General features: G+C 66.2%; 16 protein-coding genes and 1 tRNA gene. 11 read left to right on the top strand and 6 right to left on the bottom strand.

From position 1 onward, the window contains the following. The first annotated feature begins 17 nt into the window (after positions 1 to 17). The 4 genes from LFT49_RS14595 to LFT49_RS14580 all read left to right on the top strand — a co-directional run bounded on the left by LFT49_RS14595 (position 18) and on the right by LFT49_RS14580 (position 7,416). Entirely contained in the window at positions 18 to 917 is a 900-nt protein-coding gene (locus LFT49_RS14595; RefSeq protein WP_237428598.1) for an SURF1 family protein, read from the top strand. Beyond that, the gene (locus LFT49_RS14590) at positions 914 to 1,423 is read left to right on the top strand and encodes a DUF3817 domain-containing protein (RefSeq protein ID WP_237428597.1); all 510 of its coding nucleotides are present in this window, start codon (positions 914 to 916) and stop codon (positions 1,421 to 1,423) included. The genes LFT49_RS14595 and LFT49_RS14590 overlap by 4 nt, the downstream gene beginning before the upstream one ends. Before the next feature lie 116 nt (positions 1,424 to 1,539). Further along, positions 1,540 to 3,129, top strand: coding sequence for a glutamine-hydrolyzing GMP synthase (guaA, locus tag LFT49_RS14585; protein WP_237428596.1), 1,590 nt, complete (start codon positions 1,540 to 1,542; stop codon positions 3,127 to 3,129). A 129-nt stretch (positions 3,130 to 3,258) separates the two neighbouring features. Next, positions 3,259 to 7,416 carry a DUF4011 domain-containing protein gene (locus LFT49_RS14580; RefSeq protein WP_237428595.1) on the top strand — a complete coding sequence of 1,386 codons (4,158 nt, stop codon included), beginning with the start codon at positions 3,259 to 3,261 and terminating at the stop codon, positions 7,414 to 7,416. A gap of 84 nt (positions 7,417 to 7,500) precedes the next feature. Here the strand turns inward: LFT49_RS14580 and LFT49_RS14575 are convergent, their stop codons facing one another. The 3 genes from LFT49_RS14575 to LFT49_RS14565 form a co-directional block, all read right to left on the bottom strand. Next, positions 7,501 to 8,229, bottom strand: coding sequence for an RcpC/CpaB family pilus assembly protein (locus LFT49_RS14575; protein WP_237428594.1), 729 nt, complete (start codon positions 8,227 to 8,229; stop codon positions 7,501 to 7,503). Positions 8,230 to 8,344: 115 nt separating this feature from the next. Next, positions 8,345 to 8,617, bottom strand: coding sequence for an FmdB family zinc ribbon protein (locus LFT49_RS14570; RefSeq protein WP_188570909.1), 273 nt, complete (start codon positions 8,615 to 8,617; stop codon positions 8,345 to 8,347). Between the two features lie 111 nt (positions 8,618 to 8,728). Continuing rightward, positions 8,729 to 9,349 (bottom strand): 5-formyltetrahydrofolate cyclo-ligase, encoded by a 621-nt coding sequence (locus LFT49_RS14565; protein WP_236799030.1) that lies wholly within the window; start codon positions 9,347 to 9,349, stop codon positions 8,729 to 8,731. 103 nt (positions 9,350 to 9,452) lie between these two features. On the opposite strand from LFT49_RS14565, the gene galU reads away from it, so the two are divergent. From galU to LFT49_RS14535, 6 genes are all read left to right on the top strand, one after another. After that, positions 9,453 to 10,358, top strand: coding sequence for a UTP--glucose-1-phosphate uridylyltransferase GalU (gene galU / locus LFT49_RS14560; RefSeq protein WP_237428593.1), 906 nt, complete (start codon positions 9,453 to 9,455; stop codon positions 10,356 to 10,358). Positions 10,359 to 10,362: 4 nt separating this feature from the next. Beyond that, positions 10,363 to 10,983, top strand: coding sequence for a GNAT family N-acetyltransferase (locus LFT49_RS14555; RefSeq protein ID WP_237428592.1), 621 nt, complete (start codon positions 10,363 to 10,365; stop codon positions 10,981 to 10,983). A gap of 105 nt (positions 10,984 to 11,088) precedes the next feature. After that, positions 11,089 to 12,000 (top strand): hypothetical protein, encoded by a 912-nt coding sequence (locus LFT49_RS14550; RefSeq protein WP_237430524.1) that lies wholly within the window; start codon positions 11,089 to 11,091, stop codon positions 11,998 to 12,000. Between the two features lie 132 nt (positions 12,001 to 12,132). After that, positions 12,133 to 12,205 (top strand) — tRNA-Ala (locus tag LFT49_RS14545). Positions 12,206 to 12,328: 123 nt separating this feature from the next. Continuing rightward, positions 12,329 to 12,481, top strand: coding sequence for a hypothetical protein (locus LFT49_RS14540; protein ID WP_236799027.1), 153 nt, complete (start codon positions 12,329 to 12,331; stop codon positions 12,479 to 12,481). A 101-nt stretch (positions 12,482 to 12,582) separates the two neighbouring features. Then, complete coding sequence (locus tag LFT49_RS14535; protein ID WP_237428591.1) at positions 12,583 to 13,338, top strand: Pr6Pr family membrane protein; 756 nt, start codon at positions 12,583 to 12,585, stop codon at positions 13,336 to 13,338. On the opposite strand, the gene corA is transcribed toward LFT49_RS14535, so the two are convergent. Further along, positions 13,316 to 14,311: a magnesium/cobalt transporter CorA gene (gene corA, locus LFT49_RS14530; RefSeq protein ID WP_237428590.1), complete on the bottom strand. Its 996-nt coding sequence runs from the start codon at positions 14,309 to 14,311 to the stop codon at positions 13,316 to 13,318. The two genes, LFT49_RS14535 and corA, sit on opposite strands and share 23 nt — an antisense overlap. After that, positions 14,312 to 14,806 carry an Lrp/AsnC family transcriptional regulator gene (locus LFT49_RS14525; protein WP_237428589.1) on the bottom strand — a complete coding sequence of 165 codons (495 nt, stop codon included), beginning with the start codon at positions 14,804 to 14,806 and terminating at the stop codon, positions 14,312 to 14,314. 169 nt (positions 14,807 to 14,975) lie between these two features. Here LFT49_RS14525 and LFT49_RS14520 point away from each other — a divergent pair, with 169 nt between their 5' ends. Further along, complete coding sequence (locus LFT49_RS14520) at positions 14,976 to 16,220, top strand: MFS transporter (protein WP_237428588.1); 1,245 nt, start codon at positions 14,976 to 14,978, stop codon at positions 16,218 to 16,220. Between the two features lie 31 nt (positions 16,221 to 16,251). On the opposite strand, the gene LFT49_RS14515 is transcribed toward LFT49_RS14520, so the two are convergent. After that, the gene (locus LFT49_RS14515; RefSeq protein ID WP_236799022.1) at positions 16,252 to 16,755 is read right to left on the bottom strand and encodes an Lrp/AsnC family transcriptional regulator; all 504 of its coding nucleotides are present in this window, start codon (positions 16,753 to 16,755) and stop codon (positions 16,252 to 16,254) included. Positions 16,756 to 16,822 lie beyond the last annotated feature (67 nt).

Below are 16,822 nucleotides of genomic sequence, written 5' to 3'. Positions count from 1 at the left end.
CGAAGTACGGTTAAGACGTGTGGAAAACAGCCCTTAAGCCCCGATGGATCGCAGGCTTTATCTTCGCGATCGTTCTTTCCGGGGTCTTCGTGCTGCTGAGCCAGTGGCAGTTCGGGCGCTCCACCCAACCCGAGGTGCCGGTCAACCCGGCTTCTGAACAGGTCCAACAGCTCACAAGCACCCTGCAGCCCGGGGAGTTCTTCCACGGAAGCGTCGCAGACCAGATGGTGACGGCGCAGGGAACGTACAGCCCGGACAAGCAGGTCCTGGTTCCCGGCAGGCTCCACGACGGCAAAAGCGGCTACTGGGTGGTGTCCGCCTTCGCCGTCAACGGTGCCCCGGCCCTGACCGGCGCGGGCGCATCTCCCCAAACCTGGATCCCGGTGGCACGCGGGTGGGTAGCCGAGCCGGGGGATGCGGCAGCACCGCCGTCGGGCGTTGTTGAACTAACCGGACGCCTCCTGCCATCCGAGGCGCCGGTGGCCGGGAAGTCGCCCAAGCCGGGGGAGGCCACGGCTGTTTCCGTCGCCGAGCTCATCAACTACTGGGACGTGAGCAGCTACCCGGGCTTTGTGTCTGCCACCGCCGAGGTGGTGGGCGGCCAGGACGTCAGCGCCTCAGCCGTCCCTGGAAAGCTCCTGCCCCTGGATATCGGGCCGCAGCCCCCCGGGCAGCACATCAACTGGCTCAACCTGTTCTATTCCATCGAATGGGTCGTCTTCGCCGGTTTCGCCTTCTTTATCTGGTGGCGCCTGGTCAAGGACGACTACCACCGCGATCTCGAGGAGGCCCTCGAGGACGCCGATGAAGCCCCCGCAGGCGGCCTACACGAAACACAGCCTCTTCAGCAGCAGCCTGACCAGCACCAGCCTGAACAGCAGCAGCCTGACCAGCACCAGCAGAAGGTACAGCCATGATTGATCCGAAACCCGCCACCCCATCCCCGCAGGCATCCGGCGGCAAGACTTCCGGCAAGAAGCGCCGCTTCGGCGGCACTGAGGCACAGATCCGGTCGGCCCTGAAGTTCTACAAGGTCATGGCCTACCTCACCGGCACCATGCTGCTCCTGCTCTGCGCCGAACTCGTGGCGCGGTACGGCTTCGGGCAGTACCTGTTCGCGGGCGGCACCAACGCAGTGACCGGCCAGCCGTTCGGCTTCGGATTCGCCGACGCCGAACCGGCCGGGGTGATCAACGGCGTCAATGTCTCCGTCACGGTGCTGATCGTGCACGGCTGGATGTACGTGGTGTACCTGATCTCCAACTTCCGGCTGTGGTCTCTCATACGCTGGCCGTTCCTGAAGCTGGTCCTGCTGGCACTGGGTGGCGTGGTGCCGTTCCTGTCCTTCATCGTCGAGAAGAAGTTCCACGCCGAGGTGGAGGCCGAGTTGGCCGCCAACCCGCAGGCCCCGCAGCGCTACTGATCCCCTCCGCAGTGGGCCGCGCACAGGCAGCCGACCGGCCGCCGTCGGACGTTTGCTCCGTCACAGCGCGGCCTCCCAAGGTGCGCCGGTGCAACGGCGCCAAGTAGGCTATTACGGTGACTACTCCCACTGCATCCCAGACTTCCCAGAAGCCGGTGCTGGTTGTTGATTACGGTGCCCAGTACGCGCAGCTGATTGCCCGCCGCGTCAGGGAAGCGAATGTGTATTCGGAAGTGGTTCCGCATACTTACTCCACCGAGCAGCTCCTGGCCAAGAATCCCGCCGCCATCATCCTTTCCGGCGGCCCTTCCAGCGTTTATGCCGACGGCGCCCCGAGCGTTGGTGCCGACCTCTTCGAGGCCGGCGTCCCCGTCTTTGGCATCTGCTACGGGTTCCAGGCCATGGCCAACGCGCTGGGCGGCAAGGTGGACAAGACCGGCCTGCGGGAATACGGATCCACCGAGACCACCATCCTGGGCGAGGGGCGTTCCGTGCTGGAAGGCATGCCCCAGCACCAGAAGACCTGGATGAGCCACGGCGACTCCGTCCACTCTGCGCCCGAAGGCTTCGAGGTGCTGGCCACGACCGCGGGCGCGGAGGTGGCTGCCTTCGCCAACGAGGAAAAGGGTCTCTTCGGTGTGCAGTGGCACCCGGAGGTCAAGCACTCCGCCTACGGACAGCAGGTGCTTGAAAACTTCCTGTTCAACTGCGCCAAGATTGAGCCCAACTGGACCACCGGGAACATCCTGGAGGAGCAGGTGGAGCGGATCCGCCAGCAGATCGGGGATTCCCGGGTTATCTGCGGGCTTTCCGGCGGCGTCGATTCAGCAGTGGCGGCAGCGCTGGTCCAGCGTGCCGTGGGCGACCAGCTCACCTGTGTGTTCGTGGACCACGGACTGCTGCGCGAGGGCGAAGCGGAACAGGTGGAACGCGACTTCGTGGCCGCCACCGGCGTCAAGCTGTACGTGGCCAACGAACAGGAGCGCTTCCTTTCGGCACTGGCAGGCGTCAGCGATCCCGAAACCAAGCGCAAGATCATTGGCCGCGAGTTCATCCGCGCCTTCGAAGAAGCCGAACTGGCCATCATTGCCGAGGCTGCCGCGCACGGCGAGAAGATCAAGTTCCTGGTCCAGGGCACCCTCTACCCGGACGTCGTCGAATCCGGCGGCGGCGAAGGTGCGGCGAACATCAAGAGCCACCACAACGTGGGCGGGCTTCCCGAGGACCTGCAGTTCGAGCTTGTCGAACCGCTGCGAGCCCTGTTCAAGGATGAAGTCCGCGCCGTGGGCGCCCAGTTGGGGTTGCCGCAGGAGATCGTGGGCCGCCAGCCGTTCCCCGGCCCCGGCCTGGGCATCCGGATCGTCGGCGAGGTCACCAAGGAGCGGTTGGACCTGCTCCGCAAGGCGGACGCCATCGCCCGCGCCGAGCTGACCGAGGCCGGCCTGGACAACGAGGTCTGGCAGATGCCGGTAGTGCTGCTGGCGGACGTCCGCAGCGTCGGCGTCATGGGCGACGGCCGCACCTACGGCCACCCCATCGTGCTGCGTCCCGTTTCGTCCGAGGACGCCATGACCGCCGACTGGTCGCGCCTGCCCTACGACCTCTTGGCCAGGATTTCCAACCGGATCACCAACGAGGTGGACGGCGTCAACCGGGTGGTGCTGGACGTCACCAGCAAGCCGCCGGGAACCATCGAGTGGGAATAGCTTCCTAAGTGGCCGGCCTCCGCCAGCGGGGGCCGGCCACTGCTTTTCCCGAATGAATCCTCCGCAATTTCCCGTGCTCCAGTGTTGCGGTCGCTCAAGTCCGGCGCCGAAGCGGCTACTCTCGAACCTATGCCGGTATGGTCCAGGACGTCACGTGCAAACGCAGAAAAGAAGGCAGAAGTGTCAGTTGGTCAAGGCCACCCGGAGGGCTCGGAAGAGCTTCGTAAATGGCTGTCCGGGCTAAAACCCGTCACCGGCGCGGACACGATGCTGCGCTTCACCAAGACGCCCGAAGGTTCCATCGACCTCACCTCGGCACACCCCTCCGGACTCGCCCAGCTCATGGCCGGGCGCCGCACACGGCTGTCCACGCTGATCCGGGACCGGCAGCAGTACGTGGTCGCGGCAAGGGCTTCACGCAACATCCGGTCCAAGATCTTTGAGCTCGCCAATGACCGGGGTATTGATGCCGGGTACCTGTCTGCAGGCACCGTGGTGTGGACATCCGCCGTCGGGGGCAAACCCCAGCGTGTGTCCGCCCCCGTGATGCTGACCGCCATCTCCCTCACGGTTCGGCCAGGGGAGGACGATTTTGAACTGCAGCTCACCGAGCAGGCACAGATCAACCCGGCATTGGTGCGGCACCTGAAGAACATCCACGGCATCGTCTTCGACGTCAACGCCGTGACGCGCCTGGCCTACAGCACCGCCCGGTTCGACCCCCAGCCCGTCCTGGACCGGCTGGCCACCCTGATCCGGCCCATCCACGGGGCGGAAACCCAGCACAACCTGCTCGTTTCCACCTTCGCCGACCTCTCCGGCAACCTGGACGACCCCTGGATCAACGACACACACCCCATCGTGTCCGCACTGGCCACCGCCGCCGGCGGCGAGATGGTGGACATTGAAGAACCGGACCCGTCCCGCTTCCCGCAGCTGGACAACCGGCACCCCAAGGACGAACTGCTCCTGCTGGACGCGGACACGGACCAGCAGTACGTAATCGATGCAGCCCGCGCCGGGGACTCCCTGGTGGTCAGCAGCCCGCCCGGTACCGGCCAGACCCAGACCGCGATCAACACCATCGGTGCCCTGGTGGATGCCGGAAAGACCGTGCTGGTGGTGGGCGACCGGCGCGCCAGCCTCAATGAGGTGTCCGGACACCTGGAGTCGCTGGGACTGGAGTCCATCCTGTTCCAGCTCACCGGGAATGTCACCGCCCAACAGCTGAAGGGCCAGTTGGTCCGGGCGATCGTCCGGAACGAGAAGTCGCTGGAACCGCAGCTCGGGAACCTGCACAACACCCTTACCGAGCACCGGCATGCGCTGATGGACCACGTGGCATCGCTGCACAACGTCCGCGATCGGTGGGGCTGCTCGCCGTACCAGGCCATGCAGTCCCTCGCCGAACTCACGTCCATCCATCCGGCACCGGCCACCACCGTCCGGCTTAAGCGCAGCGTCCTGGACAGCATCCGGGACCGCGATGAACTGGCCGGCCGGCTTCGCCGTGCTGCCGAACTGGGCAGCTTCAGCAAGGCGGCCACCACCAGCCCCTGGCACGGCGCAAGGCTGCTGACCCGCAAGGAAACCGAGGAAGCCCAGGACCTGGTCCGGTCCGTGGCCAAGAGCCTTCCCATCCTCCGCGACCGGATGGACGCGGTTGCCGAGCACGCCGAAATCCGTCTGGGCGAATCCTTTGCCGAGTGGGGCGAGCAGCTGGAACTGCTGGTTGCCGTCCGCGGCAGCCTGGACAAGTTCACCCCGGACATCTTCGACCGCCCGGTGACGGACCTGATCTCCGCCACTGCACCGTCCTCGTGGCGGCGTGAGCGCGGCATCGAGCTGACCGCCATGCAGCGCTCCCGGCTGCGCCGGGTGGCCAAGGAATATGTGCGTCCGGGCGTCCACATCGCGGACCTGCACTCGTCCCTGCTGCTGGTGCAGGAACAGCGGGCCCTGTGGGCGGGATACGCCACAACGCAGCGGCACCCTGCCGTTCCATCGGGCCTGGCCGAAATGAACGCCATGTACCGCTCCCTGGACAAGGAGTTGGCGCAGCTGGGCGAGGCGCTGCGGCATACGGAAGACGGTGGGTCGCTGACCGGCGTTCCCTACCCGCAGCTGATGGAACGCCTGGAGCGCCTGGTGGCGGACACCGATACGCTCAAGACCCTGCCCGAACGCACACTCCTCATCGAGAACATGCGCGAACACGGCCTGGGTGAACTCCTTGCCGACCTTGCTGAACGGGAAGTACCCGAAGGATCGGTCGCGGCCGAATTGGAACTGGCCTGGTGGCAGTCCGCGCTCGAGGCAATGATCAGCGGTGACGACTACCTGGCCATGTCCGACGGCGACGCACTGCGCCGGCTCGAAGCAGAGTACCGCCTCGCAGACAATGCGCACATTGCCAGCGGCGCAGCCCGGCTGCGGTGGGCCCTGGCGGAGCGGTGGCGCACCGCTATTGCCGCCCAGCCGCGGCAGGCCGGCCTTCTGCGCAGCCTGCTGAAGGACGGGCGGGTCTCCCTGCCCGCCCTGACCGCACAGGCGCCTGACCTGATCGGGACGCTGGTTCCCGTTTGGTCTGTCAGTCCTTACCTCATGACGGGCCTGCTGCCAGCGGAGCAGCATTTCGACGCGGTGGTGATCCTCGATGCTGAGGCCACCTCCCTGCAGGCCGTCCTGCCCTCGATTGCCCGTGCACGGCAGGTCATTGCCTTCGGTGATTCCCGCATAGCAACGCCACGGACCTTCACCGTGGGAGTGGAGCGGCTGGCGCCCGGCGAGTCGGCGCACCACCGTGTGGAAAGCGCCTTTACCGCGCTTTCCGCCGTCCTGCCGGTATGGCGGCTCAATGTGGTGTATCGCGCGGTGGACGAGGACTTGGTCCTCCAGCTGAGTAAGAGCTTTTACGACGGCGGCCTGCGCCGGCTGCCGGAAGGGCAGTCCGCCACGGGGCTGGACCGCTCCTTGTTGGTTGAGTACCTGCCGGACGGCACCGGCCTGCCCAGTGCCGACCACGAGGGTGTGGAATCCGTCGTGGCGGAGGTCAACCGCGTTGTGGAACTGGTCTTCGAGCACGCCAGGATGCGCCCCCGAACGTCCCTCGCCGTCGTAACCGCCAGCCTCCGGCACGCGGCCCGGATTGGCGAGTCCATCAGGCTCCAGCTGTCCAACCAGCCCGGCCTCGCCGGATTCTTCGGTGCCGGCCCGGAGTCCTTCCGGGTGGTTGACCTGGAACGCGCCCAAGGCCTGGTGCGTGACCACGTCATCTTCTCGCCGGGATTCGGGCGGACCCCCCACGGCCGTGCACTCCACAACTTCGGGCCGCTGTCCGCCGAGGGTGGCCGGGAAAAGTTTGCCCTGGCGATGACCCGGGCACGGCGTTCCCTGCACGTGCTGACCTGCTTCCGGCCGGAAGACCTGGACCACACCCGCCTCACCCACGGGGCGGTGGACCTTTACACGCTGCTGAACCGGGAAATCTCCGGCAACACGGACCTGGGCACTCCCGCGTCCCGTGCCGCTGCCAGCGAACAGGCACTGGGAGCGGATCCCCTGGTAGCGGATCTGGGGGACAGGCTGCGCGCCCGCGGCGCCCGGGTGTGGCACCAGTACGACGGCGCCATCGACGTTGTTGCCGCGGCCGACCCCCTGAACACTATGGGCCAGGACGACCTGGACCTGCCCCGGCCTGTGGCCATCGAATCCGACGGCACCAAGCAGTACCGCGCCATGAGCGTGCGTGAACGCAGCCGGCTGCGCCCGGAACTGCTGGAACGCCTGGGCTGGCGCTACATGCCGCTGTGGACCATCGAAGTCTTCACCGACCCCTCGACCTGCGCCGACCGCATAGCGGGGTACCTGGGACTTGAGAACATCGTGCTCCCTGGCAGGACCACGACCTCTACGGGCTTCCTTGACGACGACGTCCACCAGGCGCTCAATGGAATCGATACCGCATCATCGGCAGCTTCCGTGGGCAAAGAAGATTTGAGCAGAGAAGAATTGGGCAAGGAAGACAGGGCCGGGAAAGCCGGTCCCGAGGAAGACATGCACTACGACGAGAACAAGAACGGAAACCCTGAACCTGGCACTGACGCTGCTGCGTCGGGGGCGCCTGCGGCACCCGGCCCGAATGCCCCTGCGGCGCGCGCGGCGCAGGGCGGCAGCGAGGAAATCCTTCCGAGCAAGGCCGCAGAGGACGATGCGCGCAGCTGGGGAGACCGGGAGGACGACCACGACACGTGGTTGAAGGAACAGAAACCACCGCACTGGGGCTGACCGCGCAGGGCTGACCAGCGCGTCCGGGTTGGATGTGTGCCCGGTTTGGATGGAGCGCCCGGCTTCGGCCTTGCATGGCTGATGTCACGGCGGCCCGACAAGGACGAAGAACAGCCGGCCCTGGGTTGAGGCTCCGGCCAGACGGGACGATTGTTCTGCGTTGGCCGCCACCACGATCAGTCCATCCGTCTCCGTGGTGCCCAGCCATTGCCCGCCCTGGCCGCCGTTGTTCGACGTCCACAGGACGGGGACGGCAGATGCCAGGACCTGGGAGGGACCCTGCTGGTCAAACCCGTTGGCTGATGTCAGCACCACATTGACCAGTTGGCCGGGGGAGACCAGCTGTGTGGACGAGGGGTCCGCCATGCGCAGGGGAACAGCCGCTGAACCGGGCGGAGTACCAGCCAGCAGTCCGGGACCCAGCAGTTGGGCGTCCGTGAGGAGCTGGCCCTTGCGCATGGGCGCGGCCAGCTGCTTGCCCGTTGCGGCGGCGTCATCCTGCAGGAAGCCGTCCGCCACCATTCCCGGCGGCACCTGGACGTGAGCCAAATCTGCTGTGGTGACGGCGCTTCCGGCGGGAAGATCCCGGGCGGCGGCCAGCGCCCTGACAGTGGAGAGCGGGGCAGGAGTGAGCTGCTGGACCGCAAGGGCTGCAGCTGCGCATAACAACAACGCCGCAGCGAGCCTGCGGTTGCGGTTCACCCAGCTGGCAAACCGTGCCCCCGGGGAACGCTCTTTGCCGCGGCGTGCGATGTTTCGGGGGCTGGCGGGACGCCGGTAGTGGTCGCGGCGACGGCGGGGAAGTCTGGGCATGCGCCCACGCTAGTTGCGGCAACCGCACCTGGGCAGCCAGAACGAACGCTATGTGGACAAAGGCGGCCGGCGCTGGAATGCGCCGACCGCCGTCGAACTTAAGGCTTATGCCTGTCTAGCTGGCTGCCGCAGCCGGAGCCGAAGCGGCGGGGGCGGCAGCGGGCGCAGCCGGAGCCGCGGCAGGCGCGGGGGAGACGGAGCTGCCCTTGGAATCGCGCGAGTCGGTGCGGTAGAAACCGGAGCCCTTGAAGACGACACCCACGCTGTTGAACTTCTTCCGCAACGTGCCCTGGCATTCGGGGCAGGACGTCAGGCTGCTGTCCGAAAACGACTGGACAATGTCGAAGGCGTGGCCGCAATCCTTGCAGGCGTAAGCATATGTTGGCACTGGTGCTCCTCCTCTTGGGCAAACGAGAGGTCCCGTGCTGCCACTTGGTAAACCATTAGCAGTCGCAGGGCCTGAGTGCTAATTCTATCACTGCCCCTGGACGGGCCGGGGTCAGGCGCCGCCCGTGAGCGGCTGGTACCCGGACGGCGCAAGGACCGCCGGGACCGGCCGGTCGAACTCCTCTGCAGGAATCCGCCCCGCAGGCAGCAATTCATCGTCGTAGATAACAGCGGCCAGGGGAATTTCCTTCCCGGCTGTCGCAAGGTGTCCCAGGAACTTGTCGTAGTACCCGCCGCCCTGGCCGATCCTGTTACCGGCACGATCCACCGCGGTGGCCGGAATGAAAAGCACTGCCGCTGCGCCTGCTGTCTCCGGCCCGTGCCGGGGTCCGGCGGGCTCAAGGATGGGTGCAAATTTGCTGCGTTCAAAGCTGGTTTCCGGCGTCCAGAACACCCAGCTCAACTCCCTGCCGGGTTCACACACCGGAAGCAGCACTCTGTGTCCGCTGCTGTGCAAAGCATTCACGAGCGGCAGGGTGGGCGGTTCTTGTCCCACGCCGAGGTACACGCACGCTATGCCGGGCTGGCCGCCGGTAACCGTCCCGGCCCAGGCTTCGCCGTGCACAGCCAAGGCGTTGCCTGCCGCTTCCAGTTGCGCCGGGGTTAGGCCCGCTCGCCGGCGTCGGTGGGCGGCCCGGATATCGTCCTTGACCGCGTTCGTTTCCTGCAGCATGGTGTCCTTCCTGCGTTGCCGGCACTCAGCGGCTTCTGGCCGGATGCCAGCCTGCCGCGCCGGTGGTTACTGAAATGCTTGACGCTGACGTTAGATTAGTCCGGTGAGCACCAGTAACCCCAGAGTCCGCAAAGCCGTCATTCCCGCCGCGGGCCTGGGCACCAGGTTCCTGCCCGCCACGAAGGCGATGCCCAAGGAAATGCTTCCCGTCGTGGATAAGCCTGCCATCCAGTATGTGGTGGAGGAAGCCGTGCATGTGGGCCTCAACGACGTCCTGATGATTACCGGCCGCAACAAGCGCGCCCTGGAAGACCACTTCGACCGGGTGCCCTCCCTCGAATCGACGCTGGAGGACAAGGGCGACACGGAAAAGCTTGCGTCCATCCAGGCGGCCAGCCAATTGGGCGACATCCACTACGTCCGGCAGGGCGACCCCCACGGACTGGGGCATGCGGTGCTCCGGGCAAAGCAGCACGTGGGCAACGAAGCCTTCGCCGTCCTGCTGGGGGATGACCTGATTGATGCCCGCGACGAACTGCTCAGCACCATGATCGACGTGCAGGCGAAAACGGGCGGGTCCGTCGTCGCGCTCATCGAGGTGGAGCCCTCGCAGATCAGTGCTTACGGCTGCGCCGACATCCAGGAGATTGACGGGGAAGACTACGTCCGCGTCAACCGGCTGGTGGAGAAGCCCACGCCCGAGGAAGCTCCGTCGAACCTTGCGCTGATCGGGCGCTATGTCCTGCACCCGGCCGTGTTCGAAGTCCTCGAGCACACCGAGCCGGGGAGGGGTGGAGAAATCCAGCTGACGGACGCCCTCCAGGAGCTGGCCACCGGTGATGCCGAGGGGCATGGTGTCTACGGAGTGGTGTTCCGCGGCCGCCGCTACGACACCGGAGACAAGCTGAGCTACCTCAAGGCCTGCGTCCAGTTGGCCGTCGACAGCGAAGACCTGGGCCCGGGCCTGCGGGAATGGCTGCCCGGCTTCGCCGCCGACCTTTCCCGGTAACCCAATGCACACAGGTCCTATTTGGCCAGTCACCCTCGAGTCGGGCGACCTGGTCCTGCGGCCCATCCGGTACCGCGACAAGAAAGAGTGGACCGAGGTACGGTCGCGCAACAGTGAATGGCTGGCGCCGTGGGAGGCATCCAACCCGGACCCGGCGGGCGGCCTCCCTGACTACCGGCACATGGTCCGCTCGCTCAATATGCAGGCTGCCCAGGCCACTGCTCTGCCTTTCCTCATCACCGAGTGGCAGCCGGGCCTTCGGAAACCCGCCATCGTGGGGCAGTTGACAGTATCTTCCATCGTCTGGGGTTCGGCCATGATGGCCACCTTGGGATACTGGGTGGACCAGGGCAGGGCAGGACGGGGGATAGCGCCCACCTCCGTGGCGCTGGTAACCGACCACTGCTTCCAGGCGCTTGGCCTTCACCGCATGGAAATCAACATCCGGCCCGAGAACGGACCAAGCCTGCGGGTGGTGGAGAAACTGGGCTTCCGGGACGAAGGGTACCGGCCACGTTTTCTGCACATCAATGGCAAGTGGGCCGACCACCGCTCGTTCGCCCTCACCGCGGAAGAAGTCCCGGAGGGCCTGTTGGGCCCTTGGCTGGCATCGCGCCGGTCATAAATCCAATGGTTTGCCCTCAGGGGCACGACACACCCTTGGTAATGCGGCCTGAGCAGGCATGATGCTCATACGGTTTTGAGTGTGGACTTCCCCCTTAGCAGCTCAGTGATCCTTGTGGTTGCCGTCGCGCTCTGGATTGTATGGGTTGCCCCTTACGTCCTCCGGAACCGCAGGCACCAGTTCCAGCCCGCCGGCGACTTCCTGGCAGACGCCCCCGCCGATGAAAGGCCGGACCCGCACCCCGGCCTGGTCCTGAACGTCGCCGCCCAGCAGGAGAAAGCCATGGAACCCGTGAAGAGTGCCGCAGGCGCTGCAAGCACCCCACCCCCGGCCAGGTTCCGCGTCCGCTACGGCCGCACTGCCCTGGCCCTTGTGGGACTGCTGTCCCTGGTCACCGCCTTCATCTCGGGTGTGCTGCTTCCGTTCGGCATCGGATCGCCTGCTCTTCCCTTCACCTGCACCCTGGTGACCGTCGCGTCGGTGGCACTGCTGCGCTGGCTCGCTGTCCGTGACCGCAAGGCGAAGGTGAACGCCGCCTTCGGCTCTGCCATGAGTGCCCCGGCACGCCGCCCGCAAGACGCCGTCGTTATTCCTGCCAAGCCCGAGGCGGCTCCCGTGCTGCCGGAAAGCACGCTCTTCGATGCAGAGGCGGGCCAGGCGAAGGTGCAGCCGCTGACGGCCGTGGAGCTGCGTGAAGCGGCCCTCGCCGTCGCAGTGGCTGCCGGTGACACCAGCGCCGCAGCTCCGTCCCCCATTCCCGTGGGCACGCCCTGGGAGCCCGTGGAGGTTCCCAAGCCTGTTTACGTGGAGGCGGCCAAGGCTGAGCGCCCTGAGCCGGAGCCGTTGGAGCTGCCGGAAGCGCCCAAAGCAGTCGGCAAGCCGTCCTTGAAGAAGGGGGCTGCGGAGGCAACGGCAGCAGAGGGCGGCGAAACGGAACAGTTGAGCGCCCAGCAGTTGTCCAAGGCACAGAGCGCCCTGAGCAACCTCGACGACGTCCTCCAGCGCCGCCGCGCCTAGGGCCACGCGGGGGAGCTTCGCATTACCGGCAGATGCCCGTGTGCGTCGATTGGCGTTGGGGATGGAAAATTTGTAGCCTAGGGACACCGGTTCCGCACCAGCCTGGGATATCTTGCAGGAGCAACTGGTTCCGGGGCTATAGCTCAGTTGGTAGAGCGCTTCGTTCGCATCGAAGAGGTCAGGAGTTCGAATCTCCTTAGCTCCACTAAAAGAGCCCGCTGGAAACAGCGGGCTCTTTCGTTGCCTCTTGCCCCATGCTGCGAAGCCTGTCCGCGAAACGCCGGGCAATGCGCGCGCGCTTCCTGCAGCACAGGCCTAGAGTAAGCCCATGGGAATCATCATCGGCCTTCTGGTCCTCTGGCTCATCCTGTCCATCCTTGGCTTCGTCGTGAAGGGCCTTCTCTGGCTCGCCATCATCGGCCTGGTCCTCTTCGTCGCCACCGGCGTCTGGGGTTGGCTGAAACGCAGGGCCAACGCCTGATCATCATCCGCCTGCCGGGCTGCTGTGCGGCCAGGTAGGCGGCTGGTACCAACCGCCCAAGGACCCTGGTCTTTTCGTACCGGCGGCGCCACGCTGGCTCCATGAGCCTTGCAGTGAAGCCGGGCGGCCTGACGCCATTGATTCCTCCGGTCCGGCGCAACCTTGCCGCCAACCACGCCCTGCACCCGGACCGCCCGTGGATCCGTGTCCTTCGGGTCCTCATAGGGCTGGCCGTCCTCGCCGCAGTGGTCCAGAAGACGGTGGATGCCACCCTGCCCGGCAATGATGTGGACATTGCCCAGCTGTATTCGGAATTCACCGTGCAGGGGAACCTCGCTTTTGGTCTTGTCCTGATCATTTCGGGAGTACGGCGGCGCGGCTCGCTGCCGTACTGGTGGGACCACTTCTTTGGCGGACTGGTCCTGTACCTGGTCATGACCGGGATCATCTACGTGGTGCTCGTGGCTCCGCCGGGCGAGCCCTGGTGGACCTGGGACCTGTACTGGCCGCAGCTTGTCCACCACCGCCTGGCCCCGTTGGTGGCAGCCCTTGACTGGGTCCTGGTAACCCGCACGATCCGCGGCCCCTGGTGGCGGCCCGCTGCGTGGCTGGGCTACCCCGTAGTGTTCCTGGCCTTCTCGTGGATCCGGGGCGGGCTGGACGGGTGGTATGTCTACGACTTCCTTGACCCCACCATCGACGGCGGCTGGCCCAGGGTGCTGGCAACCACCGGCCAGGTCCTGGCCGCGTTCCTGGCAGTTGCGGTCCTGGTGCACGCCGCGGGCAACGCGCGGGCGGCGCTGGCAGCCGGGAAGGCCGTCCGGGCCAGGGTTCCTAAATCCAGCCCTTCTTTTTGAAGATCCCGTACATGAGCGCCCCGGCGGCAACCATGAGGACCAGGGCGTAGGGATAGCCGAAGGTCCAGTGGAGCTCGGGCATGGTGTCGAAGTTCATCCCGTAGATGCCGGCGACGAAGGAAGGCGCGAACAGGATGGCAGCCCAAGAGGAAATCTTCTTCACCTGCTCGTTTTGCTCGGCGCTGGCCTCGTTCTGCCGGTTCGCCGTGAGGGTTCCGTCCAGGGTCAGGGCATTTTGCAGCAGGTCCCGGAAGGAATCCGCCCGGGAAATCACCCGCTCGACATGGTCTTCCACATCGCGCAGGCGGTGCCGCAGGTCGCCTTCAACCTGGTACTTTTCGAAGCCCCTTTTGAGCTGGTCCAGCATCTCCGGCAGGGGGTGGATGGCGCGCTGGAATTGGATGACTTCACGTGCCAGTTCATAGATGCGGCGGGACACGGAAGAGTCGCCGCTGAACAGCTGGTCCTCGATCTCGTCAATGTCGTTCTCCAGCCCGGCCACCACGGGCGCGTAGTCGTCCACCACGCGGTCCAGCAGGGCATACAGCACCGCTTCGGGTCCGTACTGGAGGAGATCATGCCTTTCCTCCAGCCGCCGTCGAACGGTGGCCACACCAGCTGTTTCGGCGTGCCGTACGGTCACCACGAAGTTCTTGCCCGTGAAGACGTGGAGTTCACCGAACTCCACCGTCTCGTCCTCATCCAGGTACCGCGCCGGCCGAAGTACCGTGAAAAGGTTGTCATCGTAACGCTCCAGCTTGGGCCGCTGGTGGGCCGAAACAGCGTCCTCCACCGCGAGGGCATGGAGCCCGAACTCGGCGGCCACAGCAGCCATTTCCTCAGCGGTGGGCCGGTAGAGCCCGATCCAGGCCATGCCGCCGTGCCGGGCCAGGGTCTCAAAGGTCTGTTCCAGGTTTTCAGGCTCTGCGTGGCGGACGCCGTTGACGTAGACGGCGTTATCGATGATGGTCATTCAGGAAATCCTAGCCGCCGGGGCTGTCGCGCTGCTGAGGCCGCTGATAAGGGGTTCGGTGCGGTAGGGGATGTGGGTGTGCAGGGCCAGCACCGTCTCCGTCCGGATCACGCCCCTGATCCTCAGGACCTGCCGGAGGGACGACTGGAGGTTGTGCGTGTCAGTGGCCACCACCCGGCACCAGACGTCCCCGCGTCCGGAGATCTCGTGGACTTCCAGGACCTGTGGGATGAGCCGCAGCCCCGCCACAACGCCGTCGAGCTCACGGTGGGAGACCTCGATGGTCACGAACGCCACCACGTCATAGCCCACCGCCTCCAGGTCCACTTCGCGGCCGCCCGGGCGCAGCACCCCGGCCCGCAGCAGGCGTCTCACGCGGGACTGGGCGGTGTTGCGGGCGATGCCCAGGGACTCGCTGAGCTCGCCGATCTGGATCCGGGGATCCCTGATGAGGGCCAGGAGGATCTTCAGGTCCGTGGGATCCAACTTATTCAAGATCGTCACTCTCCATCACGCTGCGCTTCGTAAATTGATTATTCTGCTCAATTATCCTCGCAGTAATGGATGGATAGGGCAGCAGTGCCGCACTCTTGAACCATCAATGTTGTATCCGCGCCGGGCTCCCACAAGGACTACCTGCCGTGGCGATCCCTAAGGCGGCAAAATGACGGTCTTCAGCGAACTGCGGATGCGCCCGGTAACGGCCATGCCCAGCGGGTGGAATGCCTCCACCACCGCGCGGCTGGTAATTTCCGGTGCGGCCATCTTCCTCCTCCTGGTGGGCGCCAACCTGGCCACGCCGCTGTACCCGCTGCTGCAGGCCAACCTGGGCCTGTCCAGCCTTGATGTGACCGCCGCTTTTGCCAGCTACGTTCTGGCGTTGGTGGGAACGCTGCTGCTCGCGGGGCACTGGTCGGACCATATCGGCCGGCGTGCTGCGCTCCTGGTTGCCGTGCTGACCGGGCTGGCGGGCGGCTGGATCTTCGCGGAAGCGGGAACACTGGCCGCCTTGTGCGCGGGCCGGGCACTACAGGGAATGGCTGTCGCGCTGGCCACCGGGGCAAGCGCCGCTGCCCTCCGTGAACTGCTCCCGTCCCGTCCGGAGTGGGCATCGCGCTTTACGTTGCTGGCCTCATCCGGGGGAGTGGCCGCCGGCCCCGTCATCGGCGGGCTGCTGTCGCTGCTTCCCGGCCCCACCACGGCCCCGTACGTCGTCCACTCTCTGCTGCTTGCCGGTCTCCTGGTCCCGCTGTACCTGGTCCGTGCCCGCCCGGCCATCATGGTGCCGGCAGTGTCCCGGCCGCTGCATGCCCTGGCCCCGCGCCGGCCTTCCGTTTCCCGCCAGGCGAGGGGCGCATTCTGGCTGGCGTCCGCCGTCGGCTTCCTGAGCTTCGCAGTCTTTGGCTTCTCGCTGTCCCTGGCACCGGGTTACTTTGCCCAGGTCCTTGGCACTGACTCCCGGCCGTTGATCGGTGTGTTGGCCGGCCTGCCACTGGGCGCGTCAGCACTGAGCCAGCTGGTCACCGTCCGGGGCCGCCTGACCGTTCCGGTCGGACTCGCAGTCCTTGGCGTCTCCGTCATCCTGCTGGGGGCCGCCGGCGCCTGGCACAGCCCCCTGCTGCTGGTGGGGGCCGCGGTGACTGCCGGGCTGGGGCAGGGCCTGTCGTTCCGGATTGTCTTCAACGACGTTGCGGACAGGGTGGAGCCCGCCCGCCATGCCCAGATCATCAGCACCGTCTACGTCATCACCTACCTGGGGAGTGCGGTGCCGGTCCTGGGCCTTGGCTGGGCCAGCGCGGCGTTCGGGATGGCGCCGGCCGTCCAGGGCTTCGTCCTGCTGTGCGGCGTCGCGGCTCTTGGCCTGTCAGCCTGGACGCTCGCAGCCATGGCCGTCCGGCAGCGAAAGTGACACCCCGCCTCCCCAAATGAGCAGGGCAGGGCTAGTCGGGAAGGGGCCCGTGGTTGCCCTGGATGTGTTCGAAGACCAGGGTGGTCTCGGTGTGCCCCACCACGGGATCGGTGGCGAGGTTGTCCAGGACCCAGTCCCGCAGGTCTTCGGTGCTTCCGACGGCGATGTGCAGCAGGTAGTCCACCGAACCTGAGGTGTGGAAGGTGGAGAGCACAGCCGGCAGGTGCGGGACGCGTGCGGTGAAGCGGTCGATTTGGTCCCGGTCGTGGGCGCGGAGCCGCACGGCCACCAGCGCCTGCACGGACCTGCCGATGGCCGACAGGTTCAGCTTCGCCTCATAGCCCTGCACGATGCCCCTTTCAGACAGCGCCCGGGTGCGCATCAGGGCCGTGGATGGAGCGATCCCCACCAGTTCGGCGAGCTGTTTGTTGGAAATCCTCGCGTCAGAGACGAGGGCTTCCAGGAGCCGTTCGTCGATGGCGTCGAGCGGTTCAAGATGTGGCCCGGGCCTGGGGTTCCTGGGATTCGTACTCACTGCGGTTCCTTCCACGCGATCTTTCGTTCATCCTAGACCGCAGAATCGTCGCCATCCGCTCAGCGCG

It is taken from the genome of Arthrobacter sp. FW306-06-A, from assembly GCF_021870055.1.
GTDB lineage: Bacteria > Actinomycetota > Actinomycetes > Actinomycetales > Micrococcaceae > Arthrobacter.
This window is presented reverse-complemented; position numbering and strand designations above follow the sequence as displayed.